This window comes from Buchananella hordeovulneris, assembly GCF_001907235.1.
Taxonomy (GTDB): domain Bacteria; phylum Actinomycetota; class Actinomycetes; order Actinomycetales; family Actinomycetaceae; genus Buchananella; species Buchananella hordeovulneris.
This window is the reverse complement of the sequence record NZ_MQVS01000014.1, coordinates 1-15,434: the sequence shown is the minus strand read 5'-3', so window position 1 is coordinate 15,434 and position 15,434 is coordinate 1. Positions and strand designations below refer to the sequence as shown.

Below are 15,434 nucleotides of genomic sequence, written 5' to 3'. Positions count from 1 at the left end.
CAACTATTCTTCCACCTCGCCCGCGCGCGTGGGGGTGGACCCCACGATCTTGGCGACGAAACGGCCGTCGGCGACGATGCCCTCCACCAGGGTGTTGGGGGGCAACTGACTTTGAGACCGCACCAGCTGTCCGTTGGGGAGCGCCAGGAGGGCGTAGCCGCGGGCGAGGGTGTCGGCGGGCGACAACGCCCGCAGGGTGGCAGTCAGCTCTGTGAGGTCCGCCCGGGCCGCCAACAGCCCCCGATTCGTGGCACTGCGCAGGCGGGCGGTGGCCCCCGCCAGGCCCTCGCGCTGTCTAGTCACGAGCACCCCCGGGGTGGCCAAGGCCGGGCGCGTGACTAGCTCGCCCAGGCGGTCGCGCTCGGCGGTGAGGCGACGCCGGACACTGCGACGCAGGTTATGCAAAGCGGTGTCCAGCCCGACAGTCTCGCTGGCTAGGTCAGGCACGACCCGGCGGGCCGCGTCGGTGGGGGTGGAGGCGCGCACGTCGGCCACGAGGTCCAGCAGAGGGCAGTCGGTTTCGTGCCCGATGGCGGAGACGACGGGGGTGGTGGCGTCCGCCACGGCGCGCACCAGGTGCTCGTGCGAAAACGGGAGGAGGTCCTCCACCGCGCCGCCTCCGCGGGCAATGATGATGACATCGACATCGGCGATGGCATCGAGCTCGGCCAGGGCAGCGCTCACCTCCGCGACGGCGCGCTCTCCCTGAACCGCCACCTCGCGCACCACGATGTCGATGCCCGGCCAGCGAGCGGTGGCGTTGACGACGACGTCGTGCTCGGCCTTGGAGGCCCGGCCGCAGATGAGGCCCACCCGCCGGGGGAGGAACGGCAGGGGTCGTTTGCGACTGTCCGCAAAGAGCCCTTCGGCGGCCAGCCGACGCCGCAGCTCCTCGATGCGGGCGAGCAGGTCACCTACCCCTACGAGGCGAATCTCCTGGGCTTGGAGCTGCAGGGTGCCGCGCTTGAGCCAGAACGTGGGGCGGGCGTTGACCACCACGCGGGCGCCGTCCTGGACGGCGGCATCTAATTGCCGGGCATAGATAGAGACGTTCATGGAGACATCGGCTTCCACGTCTCGCAAGGTCAGGAAAGCCATGCCCGCGCCGGGGCGGCGGTTTAGCTGCACTATCTGGCCCTCGACCCAAACCTCGGTCATCTTGGCCACGTACTCTTCGATCTTTTGGCTGAGCAGGCGCAGCGGCCACGGATGCTCGGCGGTGGTTTGCCGCGCCAGTGCGGGCAGCTGGCCGGGAGCAGGTGCGGGAGAAGTCACGTGCCTAAGCTTCTCACTGATTGCGAAGCGGGGCGCACTCGCGCGGCATCTGCCGTTAGATTGGGGGAACTATTGCGACAGGGAGGGCATATGGCCGGGACGATTCTGCTGGCGGCGCCGCGCGGCTACTGCGCGGGAGTGGACCGGGCAGTGGACGCCGTGGAGAAGGCGTTGGAGCACTATGGCCCGCCTATCTATGTGCGCAAGGAAATCGTGCACAACAAGTTCGTGGTGGAAACCCTGGCGGCCCGCGGCGCCATCTTTGTCGACGAGACCGACGAGGTGCCGCCGGGGGCGCGCGTGGTGTTTTCGGCGCACGGGGTCTCGCCTGCGGTGCACGCCGAAGCGGCACGCCGCCAGCTGGCCACCATCGATGCCACCTGCCCGCTGGTAACCAAGGTGCACCGGGAGGCGGTGCGGTTTGCCCGCGAGGACTACGACATCATCCTGGTGGGGCACGAAGGCCACGAGGAAGTCGAGGGCACCCAGGGCGAGGCCCCGGAACATATCCAGGTGGTCGGCTCGCCGGAGGAAGTGGATTCCGTGCAGGTGCGTGACCCGAACAAGGTGGTGTGGATATCCCAGACCACGCTCTCGGTCGACGAAACAATGCAGACGGTGGCACGGTTGCGGGAGCGTTTTCCGGCCCTGCTCGACCCGCCGAGCGACGACATCTGCTACGCCACCCAAAACCGGCAAGTGGCAGTCAAAGAAATGGCGCCCCGGTGCGACGTGGTGATCGTGGTGGGCTCGGCCAACTCCTCCAACTCGGTGCGCCTGGTGGAGGTGGCGCGCGATGCGGGGGCCGGGGCCGCCTACCGAATCGACAAGGCCGCCGAGGTGGAGCCGCAGTGGCTCGCGGGCGCCAAGACGGTGGGGGTGACCTCGGGGGCATCGGTGCCGGAAATCCTCGTGCGGGAGCTCATCGAGCGGCTGCGGGAGCTGAGCTTTACCGATGTGGAAGAGGTGCGAACCGCCACCGAATCCATCACCTTCACGCTGCCCAAGAATCTGCGTGCCGATCTGAAGGCTTCCTCCGGGACGGTGGAGCGGGGGCGGCGACGCCCCGGCCCCGACCACGTCGAATAGCCCCTTTGAGGATATTTCTAGGAAACTACTAGGTTCCGGGGCAGGTGGGTGCGCGGACTCCTCGCTAGGGTGTTGCCAGCGGTCAGAGTGAGGAGAGTTACATGCGACGGGCAGCCTGGATAGCGATAGCGGTGGGCCTGGCGGGCGGGTTGGCCGCCTGCGAGGAGGCTTCTCCCGGCGCGGTGCCGCCGTCGTCCGCCCCGTCTTCCGCGGTCACGGCCGCCCCCGACACCGCGGGCACCAGTGCCCCGCCCGCCTCGGAGCAGCTCGCAGCCACCGCCTCCGCTCCCGCCCCGGTCCCCGAGACTCCCGCCCCGGCCCCGTCGACGGCCGCGCCCGCCGTCGAGGCGGGTGAGAACCTGTTCGACGTCTTCTATCCCTCCGAGTTCTCGCTGACGCCGCTCAGCGACGACGCCTGGCAACAGCCCGCGCGCCCCGAGCGCGCCACTGGGCCGGATGGGCCGCATCTTGTTTCCCCCGCCTACGACACCCGGATCTACCGCGCCACCGACGCCGCCGAAGGGCAAGGCGGGCGGATGCGCCACGAGTACTCCCGGCGCCAAGCCTTCAACGCCGACAACACCCGCTACCTAGCGCAAGACGCCGCAGGCTACTGGTACCTGTACGACGCCACCACCTTCGCCCACCTGGAGAAGCTGCCTGACCTCGCCGGGGACTGTGAACCCATCTGGGACGCCACGAACCCCAACCTGCTGCACTTCACCGCCCGCAACGGCGGCCCGCAGTGGTACACCCGCGACATCGCGGCAGGCAAGACCACCCCCCTGTTCGACCTGACCGGCAAGACGCCCTGGCCGGAGGCTGCCCAGTACACCACCCGCGGGGAAGGCACCACCAGTGCCGACGGTCGCTACCTGGCGCTCGCGGCCTTGACCTACGACCAGGCCACCGGTAAGCACACTGTCTACGGGCTGGTGGTCGTGGACCTGACCACCGGCGAGGTGGTCAGCACCCTGGACGCGGTCAAGTTCCCGCGACCGCACCTGGTGCCCGACCACGTCAGCATCTCCCCGTCGGGCGAGTACGTGGTGCCGTCGTGGGAGGAGAAGGAAGGCGAGGGTGGCACCTGGGCCTATCGCCGCGACTTTTCCGCCCCACGCAAGTTGCACCACACCACCGAGCATTCCGATCTCGCGTTCGGGCCGCAGGAACAGGACTATTACGTCTACGCCGACTATAAGCAGGGCGAGTTGGCGGTGATCGACTTGGCGACTGGCGAACGTTTCGCGCTGACCGGGCTATACCCCGAGCCGGGCGAGGGCTACGCGCTGCACATCAGCGGGCAGGCGTTCGACAGGCCGGGGTGGGTGGTCGTGTCCACCTACGCCGACTACCGGGACTATCAGCCGGGCAAGGTGGCGGCGGAGCAGCCGCGCGCCCCGTTCCGCAAGGTGTGGCTGGCCGAGCTCAAACCTGAGGGGCGGCTGCTGAACGTGGCCCACACCCAGATTGAGCCGCGGCAGCGCGACGACGACGAGGCGTACTTCGCCGAGCCGCAGGCCACCGCTTCCCGCGACCTGTCGCGCATCATGTTCGCCTCGGACTGGGGCGGCGAGGCGGTGGAGAGCTACGTCGTCGGTCTGCCGAGCTGGGTGCTCGACTAATCAGATCAGCACCGAGCGCAGCAGCAGGTGCGTCTCGGAGCGGGTGATGCCCTCGATGCGGCGAATGTAGGCCAGCGTGAGGTCCACGTCCGCGAGGGTCTCGACGCTGAGCTCCGCGATGAGGTCCCACTCGCCGTTCGTGGCGTGCAGCGCGGTGATCTGGGGCATGCCGCGCAGCACCTCAATGGCGGCCTCCACGTGGGGGCCCTCGATGGCCAGGTGGGAGATGGCCCGGATGTAGGGATCGGCGGCGTCGTTGCGCAACAGCACGCTAAAACCCAGGATTACGCCCTCGTCTTCCAGTGCCTGAATGCGGCGGGCGATGGTGGTGCGGGTCACGCCGAGGTCGCGCGCAAGTTCGGCGACGGGCGCCCGCCCGTTGACTCGCAAAGCCGCAATCAGTGCTCGGTCCAAACTATCAAGTGCAGCCATGGGCGGTATGGTATCGCAATGTGTGCACAATGGAGCGTTATTAAGCAAAAATTGCACAGGGAGGCAATTGCGTAGGCATATCGCCTGTCTCTACGCTACCGATAAGCCCACAAGTAAGCGCGCGGGCGGGGGGAGAGCGGACCAAGGAGGACCAAATGCGTTTCGTGAGTGTCGACAACATGCGTCGGTGGGTGGCCACCGTTGGTCCGGAAGCGGTCATTGCGGGGATGATCGAGCAACTGGAGCAGGACTTCCGCCGCTGGGAGGAGTTCGAGCTGCGCCCCCGAGTGGCGTCGCACTCCCGGGACGGGGTCATCGAGCTGATGCCCACCTCCGACGGCCAGACCTACGCCTTCAAGTTCGTCAACGGCCACCCGAGCAACCCCCGGCGCGGCTTCCAGACCGTGACCGCCTTCGGGGTGCTGGCGGACGTGCACAACGGCTATCCGCGATTCCAGGCCGAGATGACCCTGTTGACCGCCCTGCGCACCGCCGCCACCACCGGGCTCGCCGCCAAATACCTGGCGCCGGCAGGTCCTTGCCACCTGGGAATGATCGGGGCCGGTTCCCAATCCGAGTTCCAGGTGCTGGCGATGCGGGCGGTGCGCAAACTGCACAGCGTGCGGGTCTTTGACGTCGACCCGGCGGCGAGCGCCAAGCTGGCCCGCAATCTGGCCACCGTCGGCATCAAGGTGGAGATTGTGGAGTCCGCATCCTCGGCGGTGGCGGGTGCCAACGCGGTCATCACCTGCACGGCGGACAAGCGCAACGCCAAGGTGCTGTCGGTGGATGAGGTGGCACCGGGTGTGCACATCACGGGGGTCGGGGGTGACTGCCCGGGCAAGACCGAGCTCGACCACCGCATTTTGGACCTGGGGCCGGTGTTCGTCGAGTACACCGAGCAGACCCGCATCGAGGGCGAGATTCAGGCCAAGCCCGCCGACTTCCCCGTCACCGAGCTGTGGCAGGTCATCACCGGCCAGCGTCCGGGCCGGGTGAGCGATGACCAGGTGACCGTCTTCGACTCCGTCGGATTCGCGATTGAGGACTTCTCCGCCCTGTGCTACGTCGAGCAGGCCGTGGCGGGCACCGAGTTCTGCGAGGAGATCGACCTCATTGCAGAACCCGCCGACCCGAAGGACTTGTTTTCACTGATCGAGCTGCCTGCGTGCCGAGCCGTGGCCTGACCGGGAAGCGGCCGTGTTGAGGGCCGCCCCCACAACGGGGGGCGGCCCTCAATGCAGGCGAAGTGGGCGGGCCGGTGTGTTGGGACGCCTGCCCGCCGCCCACCCCGCGTGGCCCTAGGGCTCGGCGGGGTGAGGGACACCCAGCAGATGTTCCCACTCGTGGCGCACCAGGCCGTCGGCGAGGGCGAAGACGTCCAGCGAGACGCGGCCGCCGTCGTCCACCAGTTCGGTGGCGACCAGGCCGTCGTTCGCCAGCCAGGTGCGGTGGACGCTGAACGTGGCGGCGGGGGCGTCGCGGTAGGCGGCCGCCAGCCGTTCCAGGTAGGCCTGGCGTCCCCGGACCGTGTGGCTGCCCCTCCCCGTCACGATCGTCCAGGTGACATCGGGGTGCAGCAACTTCCCCAGGGCGGGCCAGTCCCGGCGCTGCTCGGCGGCGAATAGGGCCTCCAACGGGGCGGGCAGGTCCATGCGACCAGCCTAGCGTGCGGCCTGGCTGGGGGCTCCGCCACCAACTGGCGGGGAGTCGACGTCGGCCGCCGCTGCGGGCGCGTCGGGGGAGACCTGCCCGGACGCCGCGGGGTCGGTACTCTCCAGGTGGGCGGTCAGCTCAGGGCGGGTGAAGGCCCGCACCTGCACCTGCTCGCCGTCCAGCTCCGTTACCTGCAGGTGCGCCTGGGACAGGGTGTTGACCTCCCGGGCGGTGACCAGCAGCCGCGACTCGAACGACGAGACGGCCCGGTTGTAGGCGCCCACGGTCTTCGTCAGGTGCGCGCCGACGGAATCCAGGTGGGCGGCGACCTTGCCGAGGCGGTCGTAGAGGGTGCGGCCCACCGCCAGCAGCTTCTCGGCGTCCGCGCGGGCGGCCTCCTGCGCCCACACCGTGGCCGTGGCCTTCAAGATCGCCAGCAGGGTCGCCGGGGTGGCCAGGCTGATTCCCTGGGCGAGCGCGGCCTCCAGCAGTGTGGGGTCTGCCTGCAGTGCCACCGCGAGCAGCGGCTCGGCGGGCAGAAACAGCACCGTCAGCTGTGGGCCCGCACCCAGCAGGTGCGGGTAGTCACGCCCGGCCAGGGCGGTGACGTGCCCGCGCAGCGCCTTGGCGTGCGCGCGGGCCGCAGCGTCGTCCACGGTGCCGCTCTCCGCCGCCGCCAGGTAGGCGTCCAGCGGGACCTTCGCGTCGATGGCCAGGTGCCCGCCGCCCGGCAGGTGGACGGTGACGTCGGGCCGCCCGCTGCCGGAGCCTCCGACGCTGGCGGCGGCCACCTGCTCGGAGAAGTCCACATGCTCCAGCATGCCGGCCGCCTCCACGATGCGCCGCAGCGCGGTCTCGCCCCACAGGCCCCGGGCGCGGGTGGCCCGCAGGGCCCCATCCAGCGAACGGGTGGCGCGCAGCAGCTCCGCATCGGTGCGGGTGGCCTCCTCCAGGCGGGTGGCCAACGTCGTGAACTGCTCCACCCGCTGCCGCTCCATGCCCTCAACGCGGGCCCCCAGCTGCGACAGCACAGTCGAGATGGGGGACAGGGTGGCCAGGACCTGGTTGTCGTGGGAGGCGCGCCGGGCGGTGGCGTCGAGCTGCCCCGCCAGCGCCTGGGCGCGCGCCGCCTGGGCCGCCGCCTCCGCCTGGGCCTGCCCCAGCTCGGCGGCTACCGCGCTGCGGGCCTGGGCGACGTCGACCTGGGCCTGTTGGCGGCCCGCAAACCAGCCCCCCGCCGCGCCCACGAGCAAGACGAGCAGCAGAAAGAACATCTCCAAAAACGTCATGGCACTAGTGCAGCAGAGACCACTGACATTTTTGGTGTCCACCGCTTGGCCCGGTCTTAACTCCCGAGCATTAGATTGGTAATCTCCGCGCAAAATCGCCGTCGTTGCTAGGGAGTCACATGTCTGAATCGACTCAGGCGGATCACCGCACCGAACTGAAACGCGGCCTGGCCGCCCGCCACATGCAGATGATCGCCATCGGCGGCGCGATCGGCACCGGGCTGTTCGTCGCCTCGGGCGCCACGGTCTCCGCCGCCGGGCCCGGTGGGGCCATCACGGCCTACGCCGTCATTGGGCTCATGGTGCTGCTGCTCATGCAGTCCCTGGGGGAGATGAGCGCCCACCTGCCCGTGGCCGGGTCCTTCCAGACCTACGCCACCCGGTTCGTCTCCCCCTCCTTCGGATTTGCCATGGGGTGGAACTACTGGTTCAACTGGGCCATCACCGTGGCCGCCGAGCTGGTGGCCTCCGGCATCATCATGTCCTACTGGTTCCCGGCCACTCCCGGTTGGGTGTGGGCTGGGGCCTTCCTAGCCCTGCTCGTCGGTTTGAACGCGCTGTCCGCCCGCGCCTACGGGGAGGGCGAGTTTTGGTTCGCCGCCATCAAGGTGACCACCGTCGTCATCTTCTTAATCGTCGGGATGCTGATGATTGTCGGCGTCATGGCGGGCCCCTCACCAGGTTTTGCCAACTGGACGGTCGGGGAGGCCCCGTTCAAGGGCGGCTTCTTGGCCATCGTCTCGGTGTTCATGATCGCGGGCTTCTCCTTCCAAGGCACCGAACTGGTGGGGGTGGCGGCAGGCGAATCGCGCGACCCACAACGCGACGTACCCAAGGCCATCCGCTCCGTGTTCTGGCGCATCATGCTGTTCTACATCGGGGCGATCGCGGTGATCGGCTTCCTGCTGCCCTACACCGACCCCAACCTGCTGCGTAACAACGAGACCGACATCGCCTACTCGCCATTCACCCTCGTCTTCGAGCGGGCCGGGGTCGGGTTCGCGGCCGCCATCATGAACGCGATCATCCTGACCGCGATCCTCTCGGCCGGGAACTCCGGCCTGTACGCCTCCACCCGCATGCTGCACGCCCTGGCCCTGCACGGGCAGGCACCCCGCATCTTCTCCCGCGTCAGTCGGCACGGGGTGCCGCTCTACGCCCTGGCCGCCACCGCGGCGGTGGGCGGCTTCGGCTTCCTGACGGCCGTCGTCGGCGAGGGCACGGCCTACACCTGGCTGCTCAACGTCTCCGGGCTGTCAGGCTTCATCGTCTGGCTGGGGATCGCCGCCTGCCACTACCGCTTCCGGCGCGCCTACGTCCGCCAGGGCCATGATCTGAAGGACCTGCCCTACCGCGCGCCCTTCTTCCCCGCCGGGCCGCTGCTGGCGTTCTCCATGTGCCTGCTGGTGTTGCTCGGGCAGAACTACGAGGCCCTCTTTCGGGGCCAACTGTGGCAGGTGCTGTCGGCCTACATCGGCCTGCCCGTGTTCCTCGCCGTCTGGTTCGGGCACTGGTGGAAAACCAAGGCGAAAATGGTGCGCCTGGAGGACATCGACGTCACCGGGCATCGGGTGTGAGCAGGGCCAGTCGAGGGAACGTGAGCCGGGCGGCCAACTCGCCTACACTGGGCTTTCGTGGCTCTGACTATTGGTATCGCTGGACTGCCCAACGTGGGCAAGTCGACCCTGTTTAACGCGCTGACCCGGGCGACCGTGCTCGCCGCCAACTACCCGTTCGCGACCATCGAACCGAACGTCGGCGTCGTGCCGCTGCCCGACGAGCGGCTCGGCAAGCTGGCCGAGGTCTTCGGCTCGGAGCGGCAGGTGCCCGCGACGGTGTCGTTCGTCGACATCGCGGGCATCGTGCGGGGCGCCAGCGAAGGCGAGGGCCTCGGCAACCAGTTCCTGGCCAACATTCGCGAGGCCGACGCCATCTGCCAGGTCACGCGCGCGTTCGCAGACCCAGACGTCGTGCACGTGGACGGCAAGGTCTCGCCCAAGGACGACATCGAGACGATCACCACCGAGCTGATCCTCGCCGACATGCAGACCCTGGAAAAGGCCATCCCGCGGCTGGAGAAAGAGGTGCGCGGCAAGAAAACCGAGGCCGTGGTGCTGGAGACGGCGCGCGCGGCCCTGGAGCTGCTGGAACAGGGCGTCATCCTCTCGGCGGGGGCCGCGCAGGCCGGCCTGGACCCCGACGTTTTGCGCACCTTCCAGCTGATGACCACCAAGCCCTTCATCTACGTCTTCAACACCGACGACGCCGGGCTCGCCGACGCCGACATGCAGGCCGAGCTGCGGGCGCTAGTGGCCCCCGCCGAGGCCATCTTCCTGGACGCCAAGTTCGAATCCGAACTCGTCGAGCTCGAGCCCGCAGAAGCCGCCGAGATGCTGGCCGAGGCCGGGCAGGACGAGGCGGGGCTCGACAAGCTCGCCCGCGTCGGCTTCGACACCCTCGGGCTGCAGACCTACCTCACCGCCGGGCCCAAAGAAGCCCGCGCCTGGACCATCCGCAAGGGCTGGACCGCACCGCAGGCCGCCGGCGTCATCCACACCGACTTCGAACGCGGCTTCATCAAGGCCGAAGTCGTGTCCTTTGCCGACCTCATCGAGGCAGGCAGCATCGTCGAAGCGCGCGCCCGCGGGAAAGTGCGCATGGAAGGCAAGGACTACGTCATGGCCGACGGGGACGTGGTGGAGTTCCGGTTCAACGTGTAGGGCGGTGCGTTGGGTGCGCCCTAGTTGGCGCTGGGTGGAGGTCATCCGGTGTATATGGCGCCTGTTTCTTGCTGGTGGTCATCTAGGGCGGTTGCCTCGACTGCCCGGAGGCCCGGCGCGGCCCGCACGGGCCAGGATGTGCGCGCGGTGGCGCTGGCGTGGGCACACGCCCAGGCCGGTTCACGCTAGCTGCCGTTTGGCGGGAGCCTGCGCTACGCATTGGTCTTCGCAGCGACCTTGGCAGCTTGGGGACTTGGCCCAAGCATTGCTACAAGGTTCCGGTCGACGAAGCAGTAGCGGCAGTTGAGGAGCCGATGACTGGCTTTGGCTCAGATTCGGCGTCTGACTCTTTGGGCTCGCACTGGCTGCCTTTCCATCCTCGGCCGAGCGCTCCGCGTGTGCCAGAAGAGCCCGCGTTTGCTTGCGTCGGCAAGCGATCATATTTGCTCTGTTAACGCGCTCAAGTTTGCTTACCAGAGTGGCTCAAAAATGCTAAGTTGGGTCCATGAGACTGACAGGTATCGTTGCGCGCCGGGTGAGCGAGACCCTCATGGAGCAGGTGCGCGTGGAGCCGGTGGTGGCGCTTCACGGTCCCCGATCGGTCGGCAAATCGACGGTTCTGCGCGCCTTCGCGGCGCAGGTGGGCAGTACCGTCATCGACCTCGATGACATTGAGGTTCGTGAGGCCGTGGAAGGGAATCTGGCGTCCGCTGTATCGACGGCCACGACGCTGTGCGTCGATGAGTACCAACGTCTCCCGGACGTCCTAGACGCGATCAAGGCGCGCCTGAACAGAGAAGGAAGCAGTCCGGGTACCGCAGTTATTACCGGTTCCACGCGGCAAGACGCCTTGCCGCGCACGGCCCAAGCCCTCACGGGTCGCCTGCACGCGCAAGTGATCTGGCCCTTGTCGCAAGGGGAGATCGTCGGCGTTCGAGAGGACTTCCTTGCGCGTCTGCTTATGGATGCCGCGGAAACGGTGGCGGCGGTCCCCACTTCGCCGACCACGAGGGACGAGTACGTGGATCGGGCCTGCTCAGGCGGCATGCCGTTAGCGCTGCGCCGGATCGGGGCGTCGCGCGCGCGATGGTTTGACGACTTCGTCCGTGCCTCCGTCGAACGCGACGCCGTCGAACTCAGTCGAATTCGGGAGCGTCAGGCTCTTGCCGATCTGCTGAGGTATCTTGCCTCGCAGACCGGGCAGTTGCTGAATATCTCCGCCGGCGCGCAGAAACTGGGGATCAATAGGGCCACCGCCGAGAATCACTTGCGTCTATTGGAGGATCTGTTTCTGGTCGTGCGGCTGCCTGCCTGGGGCAAGACGCTGCGCTCCCGGGTAAGTGTCAAGTCGAAGGTCCATGTCGTCGATTCCGGACTTGCCGCACGGCTGCTTCGCCTCACCCCCGACAGACTGCGAGGCTTCGACCCGGCGGCGTTGACCGATTTCGGTCATCTTCTGGAGACCTTCGTGGTCGGGGAGGTCCGCAAACAGGCTTCATGGCTGGGGGAGCCGGTTGCGCTCGGGCATTGGCGTACCAGCGACGGCGACGAAGTCGATCTGGTGATCGAGCGCGATGACGGACGCGTACTGGCTATAGAGGTAAAAGCGAGCGAGCGAGCACCGGGCGCGGAGTTTCGTGGCATGGCCAAACTGCGTGATCTGCTCGGCGACCGTTTCTTGGGCGGCATCATGATGACGACCGGCAAGCGCTCCTATACCTACCAGGATCGTCTGCATGTGATCCCCATCGACCGCTTGTGGACGCCAATCGGGCATGGGTCTGGCGCGGTGGCATGGAGTTAGATCTGTCGGAGGCCCAGTGGAGTTCCGGTTCAACGTGTAGGGCGGTGCGTTGGGTGCGCCCTAATTGGCGCTGGGTGGAGGTCATCCGGTGTATATGGCGCCTGTTTCTTGCTGGTGGTCATCTAGGGCGGTTGCCTCGGCTGCCCGGAGGCTTGGCGCCGCCCGGCGCGCTATAAACATGCCTGTGACTGCTGCTCCCTTTGATGTGTACGAGCACCTGACCGCGACCGCGGCCCGCACGGGCCAGGATGTGCGCGCGGTGGCGCTGGCGTGGGCACACGCCCAGGCCGGGGATTGGAGCTGGTACCTGGCGGCCAGCGACATTGTCGTAGCGCTGTTGAACCCGCGCGAGCCGCGAGCCCCGCTGGACGACTGCCTCGACCTCGCCGTCGAGCTCATGGCCGACCCGGGCTGGCCCGCCTGGGTGCGTGCCGCCCTCGCGTGGCGGCACCTCGGGCACATCCGCGGCCTCTACGCGGCCGAGCTGGCCGAGGCGAGCGGCCCCGCCAACGCCGACTACCGTGCCTGGATCCGGCGTCTCCTGACCCGCTGGGAGGAGGCCGAACGCTCGGTCTGGGATAGCGTGCCGTGGCCGGGACCGTTTGTGCCCGATCCCGTGCCGGGCTGGCAGGCCGCCCGCCTTCTGTGGTTCGAGACCCAGTACCCGCTCGCCCGTCAGCAGCTGGCTTGGTGCCGCGCGCGGTTGCGCGACCCGCGGACCCGCGGGCCGGAGCTGGGCCTGGCGCTGCGACGACTGTGGGATGCGGGCAGCCTCACCGCGGATGAGCTTGCCCAGCTCGCGCCGGGTTGGCGCTCCCGCTTCTTGCGGTCTCTGGGCGGCGAGACGTTTTCTTGCCTGCCTGCGGTCGTTGTCTACGGGATGGCGCTGGCCGAGTTTGGCGTCCCCAACCAGTTGTTTGCGCATGTGCGGGAGCGCCGTGACCGGTGGACGGACAACGTCTACGCCCCGCTGGTGGGCTGGTACGGCTCGGCAGCCGAGGTGGAGGAGCAGTGGGGCAGGGCCGTGCGGGGTGGTGCGGGTTGGCCGGTGCTCTTGGGAGCTACCGTCGGCCGGGCCCGGCTGGATGGCCTCAGTCTGCGCCGCGCCTGCGACCTCGCCGCCGCTGAGGCGGGCAGCCCGGCAGGCTTCCTGGCAGTGGCGCTCGCCCACGGCTGGCCGCGGCGCCTGTGGGCTGGCCGAATTGAGACAGCCGAGCCGCAGTGGGCGGTCCGGGCCGCCCAGTTGGCCGCCGACACCTCCCTCAGCCCCGCGTTTCGACGCGCCGCCACAGCCGTTTGTCCCGCTCCCCAAGGCTCCGGTAAGACTGGACCATGAGCTTTGACGATCCGCGGCTGGCCGTGGTCTACGACGTTGACAACCCGGACGGCCCCGACCACGACTTCTTTCGCGCCCTCGCGGCCGAGCACGACGCCCGCACGATCGTCGACCTGGGATGCGGCACGGGCATCTTGACGGTCACGTTGGTAGGGCCGGGGCGCCGGGTTATCGGCATTGACCCGGCGACCGCCGCGCTGGAGCGGGCCCGTAACCGCCCGGGCGGACAGGGAGTGGAGTGGATTGCGGGCACGGCGGCCCAGCTCCCGCCAGTGACCGCGGACCTAGTGCTGATGACCGGCAACGTCGCGATGCACATCCTGGGCGCAGACTGGACCGCGACGCTCGCGGCGGTAGCCGGTGTGCTGCGGCCGGGCGGGCTAGTGGCGTTCGAGTCGCGCAACCCGCAGGCGCGGGCCTGGGAGCAGTGGAATGATCCGCTGTCCGAGCGGCAAACCCCGGTCGGGGCGCTGCGAGAAGCCACCGTGACCACCCCACCGGACGCCGACGGGGTGGTCACCATGCACTGCCACAACGAATTTGTTGCCGACGGACAGGTCATTGATATTGACCAGCGGCTCCAGTTCCGCAGCCACGAACAAGTTTGTGCCGACCTGGAGCAGGCCGGGCTGCGGGTGGCGGCCACCTACCGTGACTGGGCCCGCACCCCGTTTACCGGCGGCGCAGACCAGCCCCTCATGGTGTTTGTCGCCGAGCGCCCCGGAGGGAGAGCTGCATGAGGCGGTGACTACGTCTGCGCCGAGGTGAGGCGCGCCGGGTAGGTGGTGCAACGGTCCGCGTATAGAGCTGGCCAGGGTGGCGCCGCCAGGACGGTGCCGAGGACGGCGTAAGGGCCCGCGCAAGGCACTGGCATTCCGTTTGCCGACACGGAAACCGGGCAACAGCCCAGCTGGACGAAGGCCCCCGACTACTTCCTCGGGTTGGTTATTGGGTGTTTTGTTGGTGGATGACGTCCCAGGCGTTTTGGGGTTCTGGGGGGGCGGGTGCCGATGACCGATTGCAGGCGTAGGACTTCAAAGACACCGGTTTTGTCGGTGGTTTGCAAGGTACCGTCGATGGGGTGCCAGGTGCCGGTGACGGGGTGTTCGAATTGCGCGGTCCAGGTGGTGGTCAGGGTGATCTGCCGGGCGGGAGCGGTTTCTTGGTAGCGCACGAAGGTGGTGTGGTCGGGGTAGAGGCGGCCCGGATCGCGGGTGTCCAGGCTCTGACCATCACCGAAGTCGTAGTGAAAGTTGATGGGCGTGACCTTGATATTGATGGGCCGGCCAAGGACCTGGACTTGGTGTTCCTGAGGCGCGTTGCTAGTAGTCACGATGGTCTCCAGCTTTATCAGCACCCAGCCTTGATCTGGCTGCATTTGGATGCCCGAACCATGGATAGCCACCTGCGCCACCTGGGCCATGGTGACCCGTTTATGCCAGTCAATTACCTGCGGCGGGGCCACCTGCCCCTCGGGCGTTTGACACCACTGCGGCACCTGCCCCTGACTGCCCTGATGCACCCCACACAACGCCGCCCACCCCGCCAGCCGTTCCTGCTCCTCCCGAGACAACTCCACCCCACCACCCTCCCCAACCACCCCAGGCCCAACCTGACCCCCACCCACAACAATCACCTCAGCAGAGAACTGTTGCTGGCCGACTATGTTGAGGGTGTCCGCCCTATCGGATGACGTATCGGCGTCGTATTCTTCGCGATCGCCACGCTGAACACCTATGACCAATGGCAATAACACCAATAGTGCCGCAAGCTTCATAATCCCTCCGGACGCTCCTCGGAAAAGCTACTATCTACCAGTATCCACCGCCCTTCTAAGTGTTTTACATATGAGGTGACATAAAGAGTTCGATCTCCATCGCTATCAATTTCTCTTCCGTCACTAGATACGGTCAGCTCATCTGCCATGTGAACTTCTAGAAATACGCGAAATAGGTCGGCATCCTCCTGCCCTTGTTCTGCCCTGAGGGGGGAGATGCTGAGCCCCTCGTGAACCAGGCGTACCAAATCAGCTTGTCTCTTATGAGTGTTTTCTATTACCTGCTTACCGCTAGGAGACTCGGGGTGAATCACCTGCTCCCAGGTAGCAAGATCGTTGGTTTGGGCGACGTAGTACTGCAGCTCCACGAAGTACTTCGCCGCCAGCTCGGCCTCGGCAAAACCGGCTTGGGCTTGGGCCTCGGGAGGCAG

Annotated in this window: 14 protein-coding genes; 8 read left to right on the top strand and 6 right to left on the bottom strand. The window is 67.6% G+C overall.

Annotated features, from left to right (window positions below; all coding sequences use genetic code 11):
* Positions 1-3: 3 nt before the first annotated feature.
* Positions 4-1,275: an exodeoxyribonuclease VII large subunit gene (gene xseA / locus BSZ40_RS10400; protein WP_245794021.1), complete on the bottom strand. Its 1,272-nt coding sequence runs from the start codon at positions 1,273-1,275 to the stop codon at positions 4-6.
* Positions 1,276-1,365: 90 nt separating this feature from the next.
* Here xseA and BSZ40_RS10395 point away from each other — a divergent pair, with 90 nt between their 5' ends.
* Both BSZ40_RS10395 and BSZ40_RS10390 read left to right on the top strand, forming a co-directional pair.
* Entirely contained in the window at positions 1,366-2,364 is a 999-nt protein-coding gene (locus BSZ40_RS10395) for a 4-hydroxy-3-methylbut-2-enyl diphosphate reductase (RefSeq protein ID WP_073826130.1), read from the top strand.
* Between the two features lie 101 nt (positions 2,365-2,465).
* A complete protein-coding gene (locus BSZ40_RS10390; RefSeq protein WP_073826127.1) occupies positions 2,466-3,989 on the top strand; it encodes a hypothetical protein in 1,524 nt (507 codons plus the stop codon).
* Here the strand turns inward: BSZ40_RS10390 and BSZ40_RS10385 are convergent, their stop codons facing one another.
* Positions 3,990-4,421 (bottom strand): Lrp/AsnC family transcriptional regulator, encoded by a 432-nt coding sequence (locus tag BSZ40_RS10385; RefSeq protein ID WP_073826125.1) that lies wholly within the window; start codon positions 4,419-4,421, stop codon positions 3,990-3,992.
* A 155-nt stretch (positions 4,422-4,576) separates the two neighbouring features.
* On the opposite strand from BSZ40_RS10385, the gene BSZ40_RS10380 reads away from it, so the two are divergent.
* Positions 4,577-5,608 (top strand): ornithine cyclodeaminase, encoded by a 1,032-nt coding sequence (locus tag BSZ40_RS10380; protein ID WP_073826122.1) that lies wholly within the window; start codon positions 4,577-4,579, stop codon positions 5,606-5,608.
* 114 nt (positions 5,609-5,722) lie between these two features.
* Here the strand turns inward: BSZ40_RS10380 and BSZ40_RS10375 are convergent, their stop codons facing one another.
* Both BSZ40_RS10375 and BSZ40_RS10370 read right to left on the bottom strand, forming a co-directional pair.
* Positions 5,723-6,076 carry a nuclear transport factor 2 family protein gene (locus tag BSZ40_RS10375; protein WP_073826121.1) on the bottom strand — a complete coding sequence of 118 codons (354 nt, stop codon included), beginning with the start codon at positions 6,074-6,076 and terminating at the stop codon, positions 5,723-5,725.
* Between the two features lie 9 nt (positions 6,077-6,085).
* Complete coding sequence (locus tag BSZ40_RS10370; RefSeq protein ID WP_084542803.1) at positions 6,086-7,366, bottom strand: DNA recombination protein RmuC; 1,281 nt, start codon at positions 7,364-7,366, stop codon at positions 6,086-6,088.
* Between the two features lie 119 nt (positions 7,367-7,485).
* Here BSZ40_RS10370 and BSZ40_RS10365 point away from each other — a divergent pair, with 119 nt between their 5' ends.
* The 5 genes from BSZ40_RS10365 to BSZ40_RS10345 all read left to right on the top strand — a co-directional run bounded on the left by BSZ40_RS10365 (position 7,486) and on the right by BSZ40_RS10345 (position 13,966).
* The gene (locus tag BSZ40_RS10365; RefSeq protein ID WP_073826115.1) at positions 7,486-8,943 is read left to right on the top strand and encodes an amino acid permease; all 1,458 of its coding nucleotides are present in this window, start codon (positions 7,486-7,488) and stop codon (positions 8,941-8,943) included.
* Positions 8,944-9,000: 57 nt separating this feature from the next.
* Positions 9,001-10,086 carry a redox-regulated ATPase YchF gene (gene ychF / locus BSZ40_RS10360; protein ID WP_073826113.1) on the top strand — a complete coding sequence of 362 codons (1,086 nt, stop codon included), beginning with the start codon at positions 9,001-9,003 and terminating at the stop codon, positions 10,084-10,086.
* Positions 10,087-10,621: 535 nt separating this feature from the next.
* Entirely contained in the window at positions 10,622-11,890 is a 1,269-nt protein-coding gene (locus tag BSZ40_RS10355; protein ID WP_222842780.1) for an ATP-binding protein, read from the top strand.
* Between the two features lie 184 nt (positions 11,891-12,074).
* Complete coding sequence (locus BSZ40_RS10350) at positions 12,075-13,226, top strand: hypothetical protein (protein ID WP_143180951.1); 1,152 nt, start codon at positions 12,075-12,077, stop codon at positions 13,224-13,226.
* Positions 13,223-13,966 carry a class I SAM-dependent methyltransferase gene (locus tag BSZ40_RS10345; RefSeq protein WP_073826105.1) on the top strand — a complete coding sequence of 248 codons (744 nt, stop codon included), beginning with the start codon at positions 13,223-13,225 and terminating at the stop codon, positions 13,964-13,966. Before BSZ40_RS10350 ends, BSZ40_RS10345 begins: the two co-directional genes overlap by 4 nt.
* Positions 13,967-14,154: 188 nt before the next feature.
* Here BSZ40_RS10345 and BSZ40_RS10340 read toward each other — a convergent pair whose 3' ends face one another.
* Both BSZ40_RS10340 and BSZ40_RS11965 read right to left on the bottom strand, forming a co-directional pair.
* Positions 14,155-14,805 carry a hypothetical protein gene (locus tag BSZ40_RS10340; protein WP_073826103.1) on the bottom strand — a complete coding sequence of 217 codons (651 nt, stop codon included), beginning with the start codon at positions 14,803-14,805 and terminating at the stop codon, positions 14,155-14,157.
* A 194-nt stretch (positions 14,806-14,999) separates the two neighbouring features.
* Positions 15,000-15,434 (bottom strand): DUF6318 family protein (locus BSZ40_RS11965; RefSeq protein ID WP_158020902.1); only part of this gene is annotated, 435 nt, incomplete at its 5' end.